The organism is Bacillus sp. COPE52, from assembly GCF_003355115.1.
GTDB classification, from domain to species: Bacteria; Bacillota; Bacilli; order Bacillales; family Bacillaceae_G; genus Bacillus_A; species Bacillus_A toyonensis.
This window is the reverse complement of the sequence record NZ_CP031292.1, coordinates 4,256,220-4,270,210: the sequence shown is the minus strand read 5'-3', so window position 1 is coordinate 4,270,210 and position 13,991 is coordinate 4,256,220. Positions and strand designations below refer to the sequence as shown.

At 34.9% G+C, this 13,991-nt stretch carries 15 protein-coding genes and 2 riboswitches; of the genes, 5 read left to right on the top strand and 10 right to left on the bottom strand.

Annotated features, from left to right (window positions below; translation table 11 throughout):
* Window positions 1–8: 8 nt before the first annotated feature.
* Window positions 9–118, bottom strand: a riboswitch (SAM riboswitch).
* Between the two features lie 202 nt (window positions 119–320).
* Window positions 321–430, top strand: a riboswitch (SAM riboswitch).
* 94 nt (window positions 431–524) lie between these two features.
* Both metI and metC read left to right on the top strand, forming a co-directional pair.
* Window positions 525–1,637 (top strand): cystathionine gamma-synthase/O-acetylhomoserine thiolyase, encoded by a 1,113-nt coding sequence (gene metI / locus DPQ31_RS21455; protein ID WP_208730966.1) that lies wholly within the window; start codon window positions 525–527, stop codon window positions 1,635–1,637.
* The gene (gene metC, locus DPQ31_RS21450; RefSeq protein ID WP_000122267.1) at window positions 1,634–2,797 is read left to right on the top strand and encodes a cystathionine beta-lyase; all 1,164 of its coding nucleotides are present in this window, start codon (window positions 1,634–1,636) and stop codon (window positions 2,795–2,797) included. The genes metI and metC overlap by 4 nt, the downstream gene beginning before the upstream one ends.
* A 345-nt stretch (window positions 2,798–3,142) precedes the next feature.
* Here the strand turns inward: metC and DPQ31_RS21445 are convergent, their stop codons facing one another.
* Window positions 3,143–3,292 (bottom strand): hypothetical protein, encoded by a 150-nt coding sequence (locus DPQ31_RS21445; protein WP_000521653.1) that lies wholly within the window; start codon window positions 3,290–3,292, stop codon window positions 3,143–3,145.
* A 540-nt stretch (window positions 3,293–3,832) separates the two neighbouring features.
* Here DPQ31_RS21445 and DPQ31_RS21440 point away from each other — a divergent pair.
* Window positions 3,833–4,345: a cysteine hydrolase family protein gene (locus DPQ31_RS21440; protein ID WP_098821449.1), complete on the top strand. Its 513-nt coding sequence runs from the start codon at window positions 3,833–3,835 to the stop codon at window positions 4,343–4,345.
* Between the two features lie 428 nt (window positions 4,346–4,773).
* Entirely contained in the window at window positions 4,774–5,064 is a 291-nt protein-coding gene (locus DPQ31_RS21435) for an ArsR/SmtB family transcription factor (protein WP_000894375.1), read from the top strand.
* Between the two features lie 143 nt (window positions 5,065–5,207).
* On the opposite strand, the gene DPQ31_RS21430 is transcribed toward DPQ31_RS21435, so the two are convergent.
* Both DPQ31_RS21430 and DPQ31_RS21425 read right to left on the bottom strand, forming a co-directional pair.
* On the bottom strand, window positions 5,208–6,320 hold the full coding sequence (locus DPQ31_RS21430) for a class I SAM-dependent methyltransferase (protein WP_070173777.1): 1,113 nt from the start codon (window positions 6,318–6,320) through the stop codon (window positions 5,208–5,210).
* A 9-nt stretch (window positions 6,321–6,329) separates the two neighbouring features.
* Window positions 6,330–6,959, bottom strand: coding sequence for an MBL fold metallo-hydrolase (locus DPQ31_RS21425; RefSeq protein WP_000872319.1), 630 nt, complete (start codon window positions 6,957–6,959; stop codon window positions 6,330–6,332).
* A 170-nt stretch (window positions 6,960–7,129) separates the two neighbouring features.
* On the opposite strand from DPQ31_RS21425, the gene DPQ31_RS21420 reads away from it, so the two are divergent.
* Window positions 7,130–7,303, top strand: a complete 174-nt coding sequence (locus DPQ31_RS21420; RefSeq protein ID WP_000524850.1) for a DUF2759 domain-containing protein — start codon at window positions 7,130–7,132, stop codon at window positions 7,301–7,303.
* Window positions 7,304–7,384: 81 nt separating this feature from the next.
* Here the strand turns inward: DPQ31_RS21420 and glcK are convergent, their stop codons facing one another.
* The 7 genes from glcK to pstB form a co-directional block, all read right to left on the bottom strand.
* Window positions 7,385–8,368, bottom strand: coding sequence for a glucokinase (glcK, locus tag DPQ31_RS21415; RefSeq protein WP_000391710.1), 984 nt, complete (start codon window positions 8,366–8,368; stop codon window positions 7,385–7,387).
* Between the two features lie 19 nt (window positions 8,369–8,387).
* Complete coding sequence (locus DPQ31_RS21410) at window positions 8,388–8,588, bottom strand: YqgQ family protein (RefSeq protein ID WP_000253699.1); 201 nt, start codon at window positions 8,586–8,588, stop codon at window positions 8,388–8,390.
* A 103-nt stretch (window positions 8,589–8,691) separates the two neighbouring features.
* The gene (locus DPQ31_RS21405) at window positions 8,692–9,270 is read right to left on the bottom strand and encodes a 5-formyltetrahydrofolate cyclo-ligase (RefSeq protein WP_000656839.1); all 579 of its coding nucleotides are present in this window, start codon (window positions 9,268–9,270) and stop codon (window positions 8,692–8,694) included.
* A 105-nt stretch (window positions 9,271–9,375) separates the two neighbouring features.
* The gene (gene rpmG / locus DPQ31_RS21400; RefSeq protein WP_001265616.1) at window positions 9,376–9,525 is read right to left on the bottom strand and encodes a 50S ribosomal protein L33; all 150 of its coding nucleotides are present in this window, start codon (window positions 9,523–9,525) and stop codon (window positions 9,376–9,378) included.
* A 69-nt stretch (window positions 9,526–9,594) separates the two neighbouring features.
* The gene (locus DPQ31_RS21395) at window positions 9,595–11,949 is read right to left on the bottom strand and encodes a sugar phosphate nucleotidyltransferase (protein ID WP_199631969.1); all 2,355 of its coding nucleotides are present in this window, start codon (window positions 11,947–11,949) and stop codon (window positions 9,595–9,597) included.
* A 370-nt stretch (window positions 11,950–12,319) separates the two neighbouring features.
* Window positions 12,320–12,976, bottom strand: coding sequence for a phosphate signaling complex protein PhoU (gene phoU / locus DPQ31_RS21390; RefSeq protein WP_033657342.1), 657 nt, complete (start codon window positions 12,974–12,976; stop codon window positions 12,320–12,322).
* A 171-nt stretch (window positions 12,977–13,147) separates the two neighbouring features.
* Window positions 13,148–13,963, bottom strand: a complete 816-nt coding sequence (gene pstB, locus DPQ31_RS21385) for a phosphate ABC transporter ATP-binding protein (protein WP_000226691.1) — start codon at window positions 13,961–13,963, stop codon at window positions 13,148–13,150.
* Window positions 13,964–13,991 lie beyond the last annotated feature (28 nt).

Genomic DNA, 13,991 nt, shown 5'->3' with positions numbered 1-13,991 from the left:
TGTTCCGCCTCTTATTATGCAAAACATGCGTTTTGCAGGTATTAGCACCGTTTCAAACATTTCGTTTGAAGGTTGCCGGGTTTCACAGGGCCTTTCCCTCCACCGCTCTCAATAAGAGTTGTCTTTATTATTTTATTTATGTAGCTAAAAGGAAATGCGTTCCCCTTTTAACAATGTTTGTTAATTTTTTATAAATTTAGCATGCACAAATATAAAAGTCAATGACACTTGCGGAAAAATAAAAATTATTTAAAATAAAGTTGCAATTCAATTAACTTTTGTTGTAAAGTTAAAAACATAATAAAAATTTCATACGAACATTCTTATCTAGAGAGGTAGAGGGACTGGCCCTATGACGCCTCAGCAACCATTAACATTTGTTAATAAGGTGCTAATTCCAGCAAATTGTGAAAGATTTGACAGATGAGAAGAAGACTCTATTCAATCCGAAAGCCTTCTTCTTAGAAGGCTTTTTTTATTTTATATTCAACTACTGGTTCAATTTAAAAAGGAGGAATTTTTACATGTCAACTATCGAAACAAAACTAGCACAAATCGGAAATCGTAGCGAAACTACAACAGGAACTGTTAATCCACCCGTTTATTTCTCAACCGCTTATCGTCACGAAGGACTTGGTAAATCTACCGGCTTTGACTATTCACGAACTGGAAATCCAACTCGTGGTCTTTTAGAACAGGCAATCGCAGACTTAGAATATGGCCAACAAGGTTATGCCTGTAGTTCAGGTATGGCAGCTGTTCTCCTCGTCCTTTCATTATTCCGTTCTGGAGATGAACTTATTGTATCCGAAGATTTATACGGGGGAACGTATCGCTTATTTTCCGAACACGAAAAAAAGTGGAATGTTCGATGTAGATACGTAAATACACAATCTATTAAACAAATTGAGCAAGCTATCACAACTGAAACGAAGGCTATTTTCATAGAAACTCCGACTAATCCATTAATGCAAGTTACTGATCTTGCCGCTGTCGCAACTGTAGCGAAAAGACACAGACTACTTCTTATCGTAGACAATACATTCTACACGCCTTATATACAGCAGCCATTAACAGAAGGTGCTGACATCGTACTTCATAGTGCAACGAAATATTTAGGTGGGCATAATGATGTATTAAGCGGACTTGTCGTTGCAAAAGGAAAGGAACTTTGTGAGGAAATCGCTCATTATCATAATGCCTCCGGTGCTGTCTTAAGCCCATTTGACTCATGGCTATTAATTCGTGGTATGAAAACTTTAGCGCTTCGCATGAAACAACATGAAGAAAATGCGAAAGCAGTTGTTGCTTATTTAAATGATGAGGATGGTGTGACAGATGTCTTTTATCCAGGGAGAGGCGGTATGATTTCATTCCGACTTAAAGATGAAGCTTGGATTAATCCATTCTTACAATCTTTATCCTTAATCACATTTGCCGAAAGTCTTGGTGGTGTAGAAAGTTTAATGACTTATCCAGCAACGCAAACACATGCTGATATTCCAGAAGAAATCAGAACGGCGAACGGTGTATGTAATCGTCTTCTTCGATTCTCCGTCGGCATTGAAAACAGTAATGATTTAATTCAAGACTTAAATCAAGCCATTAAACTTGTAAAAGAAGGTGTGAGAATATGAGTTATTCTATAGATACACTCTTACTACACAACCAATATAAACACGATGCACAAACAGGAGCTGTTAACGTTCCCATTTATAACACATCAACATTTCACCAGTTTGATGTAGATACTTTTGGCAAATACGACTATAGCCGATCTGGAAATCCAACTCGTGAAGCTCTGGAAGATATCATTGCTTTATTAGAAGGCGGAACAAAAGGATTCGCCTTTGCCTCAGGCATTGCAGCGATTTCTACTGCTTTTCTCCTTCTTTCACAAGGCGATCACGTTCTCATTTCAGAAGACGTATACGGAGGCACTTATCGAATTATAACTGAAGTACTCTCCCGTTACGGTGTTTCACATACATTTGTTGATATGACCAATTTAGAAGAAATAAAGCAAAATATTAAATCGAATACGAAACTCTTTTATGTAGAAACACCATCTAACCCACTTTTAAAAGTAACAGATATTCGCGAGGTTTCTAAACTCGCAAAATCTATTGGTGCTCTTACATTTGTTGATAATACTTTTTTGACACCATTATTCCAGAAGCCACTTGATCTTGGCGCCGATGTCGTTCTTCATAGTGCTACAAAATTTATTGCTGGTCACAGTGATGTTACTGCCGGATTAGCGGTCGTAAAAGATGCCGAACTCGCTCAAAAGCTTGGATTTTTACAAAATGCATTTGGCGCTATTTTAGGACCTCAAGATTGTTCTCTCGTACTTCGCGGTCTAAAAACATTACATGTACGTCTTGAGCACTCAGCTGCAAATGCCAATAAAATTGCACACTATTTACAAGAGCATGCTAAAGTACAAAATGTCTATTATCCGGGATTACAAACACATCTGGGATTTAATATTCAACAATCTCAAGCAACGTCAGCTGGAGCGGTCTTATCATTTACTTTGCAGTCAGAAGATGCACTCCGCCAATTTTTATCAAAAGTAAAATTACCTGTTTTTGCAGTGAGTTTAGGAGCTGTCGAATCGATTCTTTCCTACCCAGCTAAAATGTCCCACGCCGCACTGTCGCAAAAAGCTCGTGATGAAAGAGGTATCTCTAATTCATTACTTCGCTTATCAGTCGGTCTTGAAAATGTTAACGATTTAATATCCGATTTTGAAAATGCCCTCTCTTATGTAGAAGAACCTGTAAATGCGTAGAGAGAAAAGAAGATATGAGATTAAGTTTTCATATCTTCTTTTTAGTGTTTTTTCTTTTTGTACTCAAATTTTTTGTCTTCTTCAACCATCCTCCTCGTTAGTCTAATGAGGGGTAGCGTCAGGAAAATGCGGATTTACAACGCTAAGGAAATATCACTTATTAAAAAAAGCCGATTCCCCTCTCAAGGAATCGACTTTTTTATTTATTCTTAATGAACTAACGCATGCGTTAGTTCATTAAGAAAGATGTTTGAAAAAATAGCCTGTATATATTTGAACGATGAATAACTTACCTATTTCCTTTTGTTTACACCGAATACAAAACAATCAGACAAACAAAACATATTATTTATCTGTTTGTTTTTGCTTCTTTTTCAAATACTCCGCACGCAATTTTTCAAGTTGCTGCTTTTTATCAAATTTGGCAGGCGTCTGTTTTTCATGAAACTTTGCCACAGCTACCTGACTTTTGTAATCCAATTGATATTTGCCCACTTTGTTCACCTACTTTTCTTGTCTTTACAGAGAATCTATTCAACAAATATAATATACCTTATTTTACTGAAGCAAATTTTATTACTTTAGTAGTTTTTCTACTTACATCTATCTTAATCCAAATATCCCTTTATCTAACTAACCTGCCCCGTTAGTTTAAGTAGGAAACTTCACAATCTCAATAGAGTAAAACCTATCGGTACATAATCCAATCACCTTTCAATTAGACCTCATAATGTCTCATAAGACTTGTATCAAAATACTTATCGTTGTAAATGCGTATTTTCTTGACTCTACCCCAATTATAATAAAACAACTTTATTGTTTTTTAAAGAATTTTATTGTAAATGAAACTACTTTATTATCTCTGTACAAAAATTTAATCATTGGGGGTTTTGTTCATTCCCACTCATTATTAGCCTTCACCAATCGGGCGTTTACGGGCAGCCCGCCTCCCACAAATAGTGGGATAAAAGCACATCACTTATTTACAAATAATGGTTTTATCGATATATTAAGAAATAAAAGGAGGTAAAAATAATGGATACTTGTTCTGATATTTTAATCGTTATCGATTTACAAAATGGGGTATGTTATAGCGGAGAGCATTTATTTGATTTAAAAAACTTGCTTACAAAAGTAAATAAAAGAATTTCTTCATACAGAAAATCAAATAAACCAATCATTTTTGTTCAACATTGTGATGATGATTTAGTACCCGAAAAAGAACTTTGGGCTATTCATACTGATCTAGATGTTCAAGACCAAGATTTCTTTGTGAGAAAAACACATGCAAATTCATTTTATAAAACAAACTTAAAAGAAATTTTAGATCAATTATCTGTACATCGTATTGAATTTTGTGGCGCCCAAACAGAGTACTGTATGGATGCTACGATTAAATTTGCTCACGGACTAGGGTACGAAAACTTTATGGCACCTAAAATAACTTCTACATTAAACAATCCATTTATGTCCGCAAAAGAGACAATTGACTTTTATGAGAATATATGGAATCACAGATTTTTAAAGTTGCTAAAAGATGAGCTCTAGCATAAATGACGAATGACTTGATCATTCTAAGATTAATCAGCTACACTCAAGTGTCTCATTATCCTCATAAAAAAGCTGATTACATCGGGCTTCTTTTAACCTGTTTTATATTCTATATATAGCATTATAATTCCTTTGTCATATTATTTTAAAAATTTTGTATATTCATTTGAAAGAATAAGAAAATCATGATAAAATTGTGTTACAAATATATCTATATCTTTCAATTTTTAAAACGCATCAAAATTTTCGCCCAAAAGCGTCATTTTACAAAACTGTGCTAATTTATCCATTTTATTTACATCAGGGTCTCTTTTCTTACAATTTCTTTACTTTAGGAAATTTTTTCTGCAACAACTGTTTTCTTTTCTTTAATTTTTTGGTATGTATAGTATGGTATAACAGCTCACACGGAGGTGGAAAAGAACATGTTAGAAACCTTTCAAAAAGAAATAGAACTTTATGAAAGCAATGCAGAATTATTGAAAGTACTTGCTCACCCAGTTCGTTTATGTATCGTAAAAGGATTAATCGAGCGTGGTCCAAGCAACGTTTCTACAATGTACACTGGCTTAAACATGCCACAGTCTACAATTTCACAGCATTTAGCAAAATTAAAAAGTGCTAAAATCGTTTCTAGTGAAAGAAAAGGATTAGAAATTTACTACAAAGTAGAAAACGAAACAATTATTCAACTCGTTCGCGTATTATTAGGTTAGGGACTAATAAACAGAGAAAAAGAACGTATTCTATATTTTTCATCTCATATCTTTAATATAAATATATATCATGAGAGGAAATATATAATACTACATACGTCGTATTAAAAAACAAGACACAGAAATATGCTGTGTCTTGTTTTTTATATTGTTAAATACCGATTCAGATGTAAATTCTGTATGTCTTTCGTATGTATAACAACATCAAAGGCATTCCCTAATCCTCCGTTCAAAATCATAGAACGAATTGCTCGATTTTGTTTTTGAGTTTCAGAAAAAGGATTCGTATCTTGATGACTCGTAAGCTGTTCTAATATTCCTGCAGCTAACAAAAACTCAGATTGCTTCTTATGCCATACTGCACTCATTCCCTGAAGGTTAAAAATCTCCTTTAACTCATCCCAATGAATATGAGTAGTAAGATCCATTTCCCCTGGATACGCTAAAGGATTACGTATTAACTTATGCTTATAATACCCACGTAAACTTCCTTCTCGATGCGCAGGGTACGTCCATTCTGCTTTTGTGTATCCATAGTCAACTGTAATACATATACCTTTTTGAAACCATTTTGCAATTCCTTTTATATAATCTTCCATCGCAATTGGCACCTCAAAACGCTGCCCTTCTGCAATATGAATGTTATATTTCAGTAAGTAGCGACCGATTCTTTTATCTAACGGTCTACATACTTCAGCAAGGTTCCCTTCCTCTGTATACGTAATACGTACTTCATACAACATTCCATTTCTCTTCTCAATTACTTCAACAGGAAATGCATCAAATAACTCATTCGAAAAAAGAATTCCTTCGAATGACTCTCCCATTTTACTATAAGATGTATAATACGATACATTAGAAAATGAGCACAGATTCTCTTGTTGTAATTTTCTATGAAAAGGGCTCACTTCAATCATTGAATAGTTTAAATCAATAAAGGTTTCCGGAGATAATTGCTTCCATTCTTGTAAAACATCATAGGCAAACTTTCCTGTTCCCCCGCCAATCTCACAAATATTTGGAGCGACTTCATCATTCTCAACAAGACGAATAAAAAACTTAGCAAATGTTTTTGCAAAAGCAGAGGATACATTGCTACTTGTAAAAAAATCGCCTTGTCTTCCAATCTTTTCACGGTCCTTCATATAATAGCCATGCCCTTCCGCATACAATACGAGGTTCATATACGTACTATATGAAATCGAATAATCTTTCTCTTTCCCCATCCATTCTCTTAAAATGAGCTCCATCCCCATAATGACTCCTTATTGTAAAAATGGATTATTTTCTTTTTCAAAACCGATACTTGTTTCTGGACCATGTCCACATAGCACCGCTGTTTCATCTGGCAATACGAATAATTTCTCTTCAATACTTCCAATTAATTCAGCAAAACTTCCACCAGGTAAATCAGTTCTTCCAATACTCATTTGGAATAATACATCTCCTGAGAACACTGCATTCGCCTCTTTACTATAATAAGAAATACTTCCTGGAGAGTGTCCTGGCGTCTCAAAAATTTCAAAATTAAATGAACCGACTGTTAATGTACCTTCTGCATCAATAATATGATCCGCTGGCTTAGCTGTAATACTACGGTTCATCATAAAAATTTGAGAGCCATTTACAGTTCCATCTCCTAACCAATCTGCTTCTTCTTTATGTACGTATACAGGAATATGGAAAGCGTCTCTTACCGCATCAACAGCACCAATATGATCAAAGTGGGCATGCGTTAATAAAACCGCCAGTGGTTTTAATTGTTCTTCTTGTAAATATGTAACGAGCTTCTCTCCTTCATGACCAGGATCAAAGATAATACACTCATTTTGATCATTCGTTAAAATATAAGCATTTGTTTGTAATGGTCCTAACGGCATTTGTGTCCATTTCATATGAAAATCTCCTCCAGTTATTAAACTTACTTTTAATGATACAACATTTCTTTCTCTTAGGAAAAGAAAGGATGCTATCTCGACAATCATTTTTAAAACATGTACAATGTAAAAGAGTAAATATTCTAAAAACTCATATTTAAGAATAGGTAGACAGAGGAGGATATTGTATGGGCCTTGTTATTATTTTTACGCTTGTCACTCTGTTAGCTGTTTTTGCTACGCTTAGAACACTTCGCGAAAAGAACTTTTTCGCAGGCGGCTTTGCAATTGCGACTGTACTCGTTTTCGGATGGTTTACGATCATGACTGTTCTATATAACGGGTATCCGCCAGCAGCTTAATTCACTTACATGTTATTCTTCATCAAGATTTTACGCAAAAAGAGGAAGGGTTTCCCCCTTCCTCTTTTCACATTTCACAACTTATATCATCTTCGCTTCGTATTTGTGCTTTTTTACAAGCCAAGCTCCTCCAATAACACCTGCATCATTACCAAGTGTTGCAATGGCTAACTTCGTACTCTTTACAGCACGTGAGAAAGCATATTGCTCGAAATAACTTTGAATTGGTTCTAATAGTGCATCTCCAGCTTTAGACACGCCTCCACCAATAACAATTTTCTCTGGGTTCAACGTACTAGAAAGATTCGCTACAGCTAATCCTAAATAAGAAGCTACTTTTTCTACTACTTCATTTGCTAGTTCATCACCTTGTCCGTGCGCTTCAAAAACATCTTTTGATGTAATACGTCCTTCTTCTGCTAACATAGAACGTAACATGCTTTCTTTATCAGTCTCTTGTATTTTCTGCATAGCAACACGCACAATACCCGTTGCAGAAGCTACTGTTTCTAAACAACCAGATTTTCCGCAATTACATGGGAAAGCATTTTCTGTAACGACTGTAATATGTCCAATCTCACCAGCAGCACCACTTACACCGTGTACAATCTCACCATTGGCGATTACACCACCACCGACACCAGTGCCAAGCGTCATACAAATTAAATCTTTTGCTCCTTCGCCAGCACCTTTCCACATTTCGCCAAGCGCTGCTAAGTTTGCATCGTTATCAATTACAACAGGTAACCCTGTTTCTACTTCTAGTAAATCTTTTAATGGATAGTTTTTCCACCCTAAATTAACCGCTTCATAAATCATTCCAGATGCTACATGCACAGGACCAGGAGCTCCCATACCAATACCAATTAACTTGCTTTTTAATTCGCCTAACTCTTCTAATTTTTTATCAATTGCCTTCGCTACGTCAAGTGTAATATGTTTTCCTTGCTCATTTGTATTCGTAGGGATTTCCCACTTATGTAAAATTTCACCGTATACATTAATAAATGCTAATTTAATCGTTGTACCACCAAGGTCAACACCAACTAACCATTTCTCTTCCATGTTGCTTACCTACCTTTATCTAATTCTTATTTAGCTCTTTTTGAATTTCTTGCTTCAATAAAAATAAAGCTGTTTGATAGTCTTGTGGATCGATTAGCTGTGACTGATTTAATTCACGTAGCTCATCTTGCATTAATTGCAAATCTGCAATTCGATCACCCGTATAAATAATCGTACCAAATTTCTTTAGCAATTGCTGAATATCATAAATAGATACCATTTCATCACCCTCTATGCTCACTTACTATAAAAAATTATAATAAGAAAACGTTCACATATTTTATTATAATCAAGAAGAAAAAGTCTCGTCAATTTTTATTTGTCTATACAAGCCCATTTATAACCATTGTTCCTTTTTCTGTAATAATTTTTTCTACATTTTTATCAAATGGTTCCACTGGAATTTGTTTTACCATTTGAAAATCATAAGCTAATGATAGCGTTTTCCCTTTATAATGCACGAGATAACGATCATAATAGCCCCCACCGTATCCAATCCGTTCTCCTCGCTCTGTATAAGCTACGCCTGGTACGATTTGAAGGTTAATTTCATCCGCATTCACTTCTTCAGTAAGCGATGGAATCGGTTCACGCAAATGCATATACACTGTTTCTAATTGATCAAAATTACTAATTTGCCGGAAGGACATTGTTCTTGTTCCTTTATTACACTTCGGAACTACAACTTTCTTTCCTTCTTCCCAAGCTTTTTCGATAATAGGATATGTATTCACTTCATTTTCCATTGAAAGAGTGATTCCAATTGTTTCAGCTTCAACCCACTCTTTTTGCGCATACAACGAAACTGCGATTTGCTCTGATAAAGTTGTATACTGTTCTTCCGATAAAGAATTCATGTGTTCTATTATTTTTTTACGTAAACGTATTTTCTCTTCTTTCACACATCTTCCCCCCCTACAGTGACACTTTACTCTATGATGATAGTGTATCACTTTTAATATAGGAATCGAATAAAAAAAGAAACAGTAGGAAAATATTCCTACTGCTTACTTTGTTTCACGGTGTAACGTAGACTTCTTGTCACGCTTGCAATACTTTTTAAGCTCGATACGCTCAGCGTTGTTACGTTTATTTTTCTTTGAGATATAGTTACGATCTCCGCATTCTGTACATGCTAGAGTAATATTCACACGCATTCTTATTTCCCTCCAGTACTAATAACTTAAATCAGACTATACCATAATACCACTTTTAAAATAAAAATTCTACACCTTTTGATATTGTCTAATTTTTTCTATAAGATTTTTCATATTTTCCCTTGCTATCACTGGATTTCTAGCATGTGAATACACCAAAAATTTTGGTTGTTTTGTATCAGAAACGATATAAGACCACTCTTTTTCGGTATATTTGAACTGCACTCCTTCAAATATACCTTCTTCCTTTCTTTCCATATCGGCCAATAATTTCCTCATCACTTTCCCTTTTTCGTTCCATGAACACACAACTTCATCATAAAGTAAATAAAGCGGCGGTGATTGCTCTACTATGCTAAGAAACGCCTTTTCTTGCAGTGCTATTAACTCGAATAACTTTCCAATTCGATATAAAATATCTCGTTTCCACTTTACTTGAAACGCCTTTTTTTCATCATGTATATAAAATAGAAGGTAACATTCTCCTAATTTCAAAGACATTGGGTAAATATTCCCTTTTGATTCCAGTAATAAGTCAGGAAGATCTATTTCTTCAAAATCTGTACCTTGGTAAATATTACTATGATTATCATATAACTCGAAATAATTTCCTTGCTCAGAAAACATAAGCGCCATATTCGCTTTACTTGATTTCATCAAAGCTTTCACATGATCTTTTTGTTCGCCCGCATAAATCCATGTAACTGTGCACCCAAGCCTTTGAAGAAAGAGCATAAGTAAATGTTGTAACATATCATTTCTCTTATTAATAAGAAGATGAAACTTTTGTTTTTGTATTTGTTCAATATCAATGCATTCTAATACAGCTTCTATATAGTCATTTAAAGAAACGTGGACTGGCGTATTTTGTCCCATTTCTTTCTCACATACGTAATAAAACGACTCGGACATATATACTTGTTCTATTGCTTTTTGCTGCTTATACGTTAACAGCATCCCATCCTTACCATACAGCTTTATAACAACTTCTTTTTCATTTTCCACTTGAACGAAAACCCCACCTGCACATTGCAAATTATGAATGCTATACTGAAAAAGTGACTCGTTCATCTCTTTACATTCCATCGTATGAATCCCGATACCATGAATAGCATGTAAAAATAAATTTTTATAAGAAGTTGTTTCTATATGTTCTTGACTCCCAATTAGTATGCTTTCCCCTTTTCCGAAAAGAGATCCATACGCCATCGCCACTTTTACAATAAATTGCGGAGTAATCTCAACATTCCCTCTCCCTACAATACGGCTTTTTTGTAACCAGCCAGCGCTTTTTTCACTTTCTTGAACACCAGCCGATCCTACTATCGAATGACTATCAATGGCCTTATAAGGCCATAATTTTCCTTTTTGCTTAATGACCGTACTCTTCCCTATATGACAATGATCCGCTACAATACTTTTTTGAAACAACGTAACGTCATCTTCAACCATTGTATGCTCTCCTATTGTCGTTTCTAATAGCTCACAATACTCCCCAATGTGAGCATTTGCAAAAACAATACTTTTTTGAAGATGAGAGTAACTTGAAACAATACTATTTTTCCCGATAATAGAGTACGGCTCAATTACAGCCCCCGCACCAATCTTTGCTCCTTCTCCAATAAAAGATGGGCCATGAATTTTCGTCCCTTTTCCAATCGTCACACCTTCTCCCATCCATACCATCGGTAACACTTCCGTATAAGGAATAGGTACTTGCAATTTTTTCGTTAACAAATCAAATTGTGCTTGTCGATATTGATCAAATGTACCGATATCTAACCAATAACCTTCTGACAAATATGCAAATAACGCGTTCTTATTTGCTAATAATGGAAACACATCTTGACTGAAATCAAAAAATTCTCGGGGTGGTATGTAAGAAAAGATTTCTGGCTCCATAATATAAATCCCTGTATTCACAATATTGGAGATTACCTCATTCCAGCTTGGTTTTTCTATATATCGTGTAACCTCTTGCTCTTTGTTCATTACAACCAAACCGAATGAGAGTGGGTTTTCTACTTCCTTTACAAACATAGTTACCATTCTTTTCTTTTGTTCATGAAACGCAATTCCTTCTGATAATTGAAAATCAGTTAATGCATCTCCACTTATAACAACAAATGTTTCATCTAAAAAGTTTTCCGCTTGTTTAATACTTCCTGCCGTTCCAAGTGGAGGGGAGTCTTCAAAATAGTACAAGTTAACTCCCCATTTACTACCATCGCCAAAATATTGCTTAATGGCCGCACTCATATATTGAACTGTAATTGCAATTTCACGAATACCATGCTGACGTAACAATTCAATATTGTATTCCAAAACTGGTTTTTCTAATAATGGCAACATCGGCTTTGGAGTATTACATGTTAATGGTCTAAGGCGTCTTCCTTTTCCTCCAGCTAAAATAACCCCCTTCATATACTTCAGCCTCCACTTATATAATGTTCAATAAATCCATACACCATATGTATATTCTCTATCCCACATGAACTAGCAATATAAGCTTGATTGTTTCAACAAATCATTGTGCTATGGAAAATCTCTTCTTATAATCTTCTTCCATATAAAATGAAACTTTAATAAGAAGGGTTATTTTTATCACCCTCAAACAACAAAGAAAGCGCTTACTATTAACTTAGTAAAAAAGCACTGAATAAAAACCAATAATACTAATTTTCCCATTATATTATGATACATCTTATCATCATAAACTAAAGGAAACAATGAGCTTTTTTTGTCATGTTTTGACTAAAAAAAGCAGGTGATTTCTCATCACCTACTTTCCTTCCTATTCATTCAATAAATAATGCTTTCCTTTTACTAAATAAAATACATTCTCAGCAATATTTGTAACATGATCTGCTACACGCTCAATATATCTTGCAACAAAGGATAATTGTGTAATTTGTGTAATAGCCTCTGGTTGTTCAGGGATCGAGGATATAAATTCACGAATTGCCTTCCCATATATTTCATCAACTGAATCATCCATCTCAGCAATTTGTTTAGCAAAAGTTAAATTTTCTTGTTCGTATGCTTCCAATGCTAAATTTAGCATCTTATGAGCAATCGCAAACATTTCATCAAGATTTTGCAAACTAACTGTTACTTCTTTTTCTCCAAGACGAATTGTGGATTTCGCAATATTAACAGCATGGTCTGCAATACGCTCTAAATCTGTCGCTGTTTTAATTGAAATAAAAATTCTTCTTAAATCACTTGCTACAGGCTGTTGCTTCGTAATAAGCATAAGAGCAAGATCGTTTATTTCCTCTTCTAAATTATCCATGCGGTAATCACCATCAATGACCTCTAACGCTTTCTCTACATCTCTTGTATGCAGACCTTCCATAGCAATTAATAAAGCTTCCTTTGCTAATTCACCAAGCTCAATTACCTTTTGCTGTAACGTTTTTAAATCACACTGAAACTGTTCTCTTACCATCGTTTCTTCCCCCTCAATATTATGTGCCATTTTATATAAATCTCCTATCTAACCTCTTATACTTGCCATAAGCAGTAAGATAGGAGAAGTTTTAATTCTCTATTAAAATGAGGTAAAAATAAGAAATGCCCTCTGTTAAGAGGGCATTTTCTCTTAGCCTTGCTAGCGATATCAACCGAATCGTCCTGTGATATAGTCTTCTGTACGCTTATCTGAAGGGGTTGTGAATAATTTATTTGTATCTGTATACTCCACAACTTCCCCACTTAAGAAGAAAGCTGTTTTATCTGAAATACGCGCTGCTTGTTGCATGTTATGCGTTACAATTACAATACTAAAGTCTTTCTTTAACTCTTGAATTAATTCTTCTACTTTTAACGTCGAAATTGGATCTAACGCCGATGTTGGTTCATCCATTAAAATAACGTCTGGTTCAATCGCTAAGCAACGTGCAATACATAAGCGTTGTTGCTGTCCACCAGATAAACCGTATGCGTTATCATGCAAACGATCTTTTAATTCATCCCAAATTGCTGCCCCGCGTAAACTTTTTTCAACAATTTCGTCCAACGTTTTTTTATCACGAACACCGTGGATTTTCGGTCCATATGCTACATTTTCATAAATAGATTTTGGAAATGGATTTGGCTTTTGGAACACCATTCCTACATGTGTGCGTAATTCTTCAACTGGATACGATTTATCAAATATATTACGTTCTCTATATTCAATCACGCCTGTAGTTCGAACGATCGGTACTAACTCTACCATACGATTTAATGTTTTTAAGTACGTTGATTTACCGCAACCACTTGGTCCAATAATTGCTGTAACTTCATTCTCATGAATACTTAAGTTAATATCCTTTAAAGCATGGTCTTCTCCATACCATAAATTTAGGTTTTTCGTATCAAATACTACTTTTTTTGGAGCAGTCTGGATTTTCTCTTCGTTTTTCACCTGTACATTTACTACTGTTGCTACCATTTGAATTCCCCTTTCATCCACTTCCAAC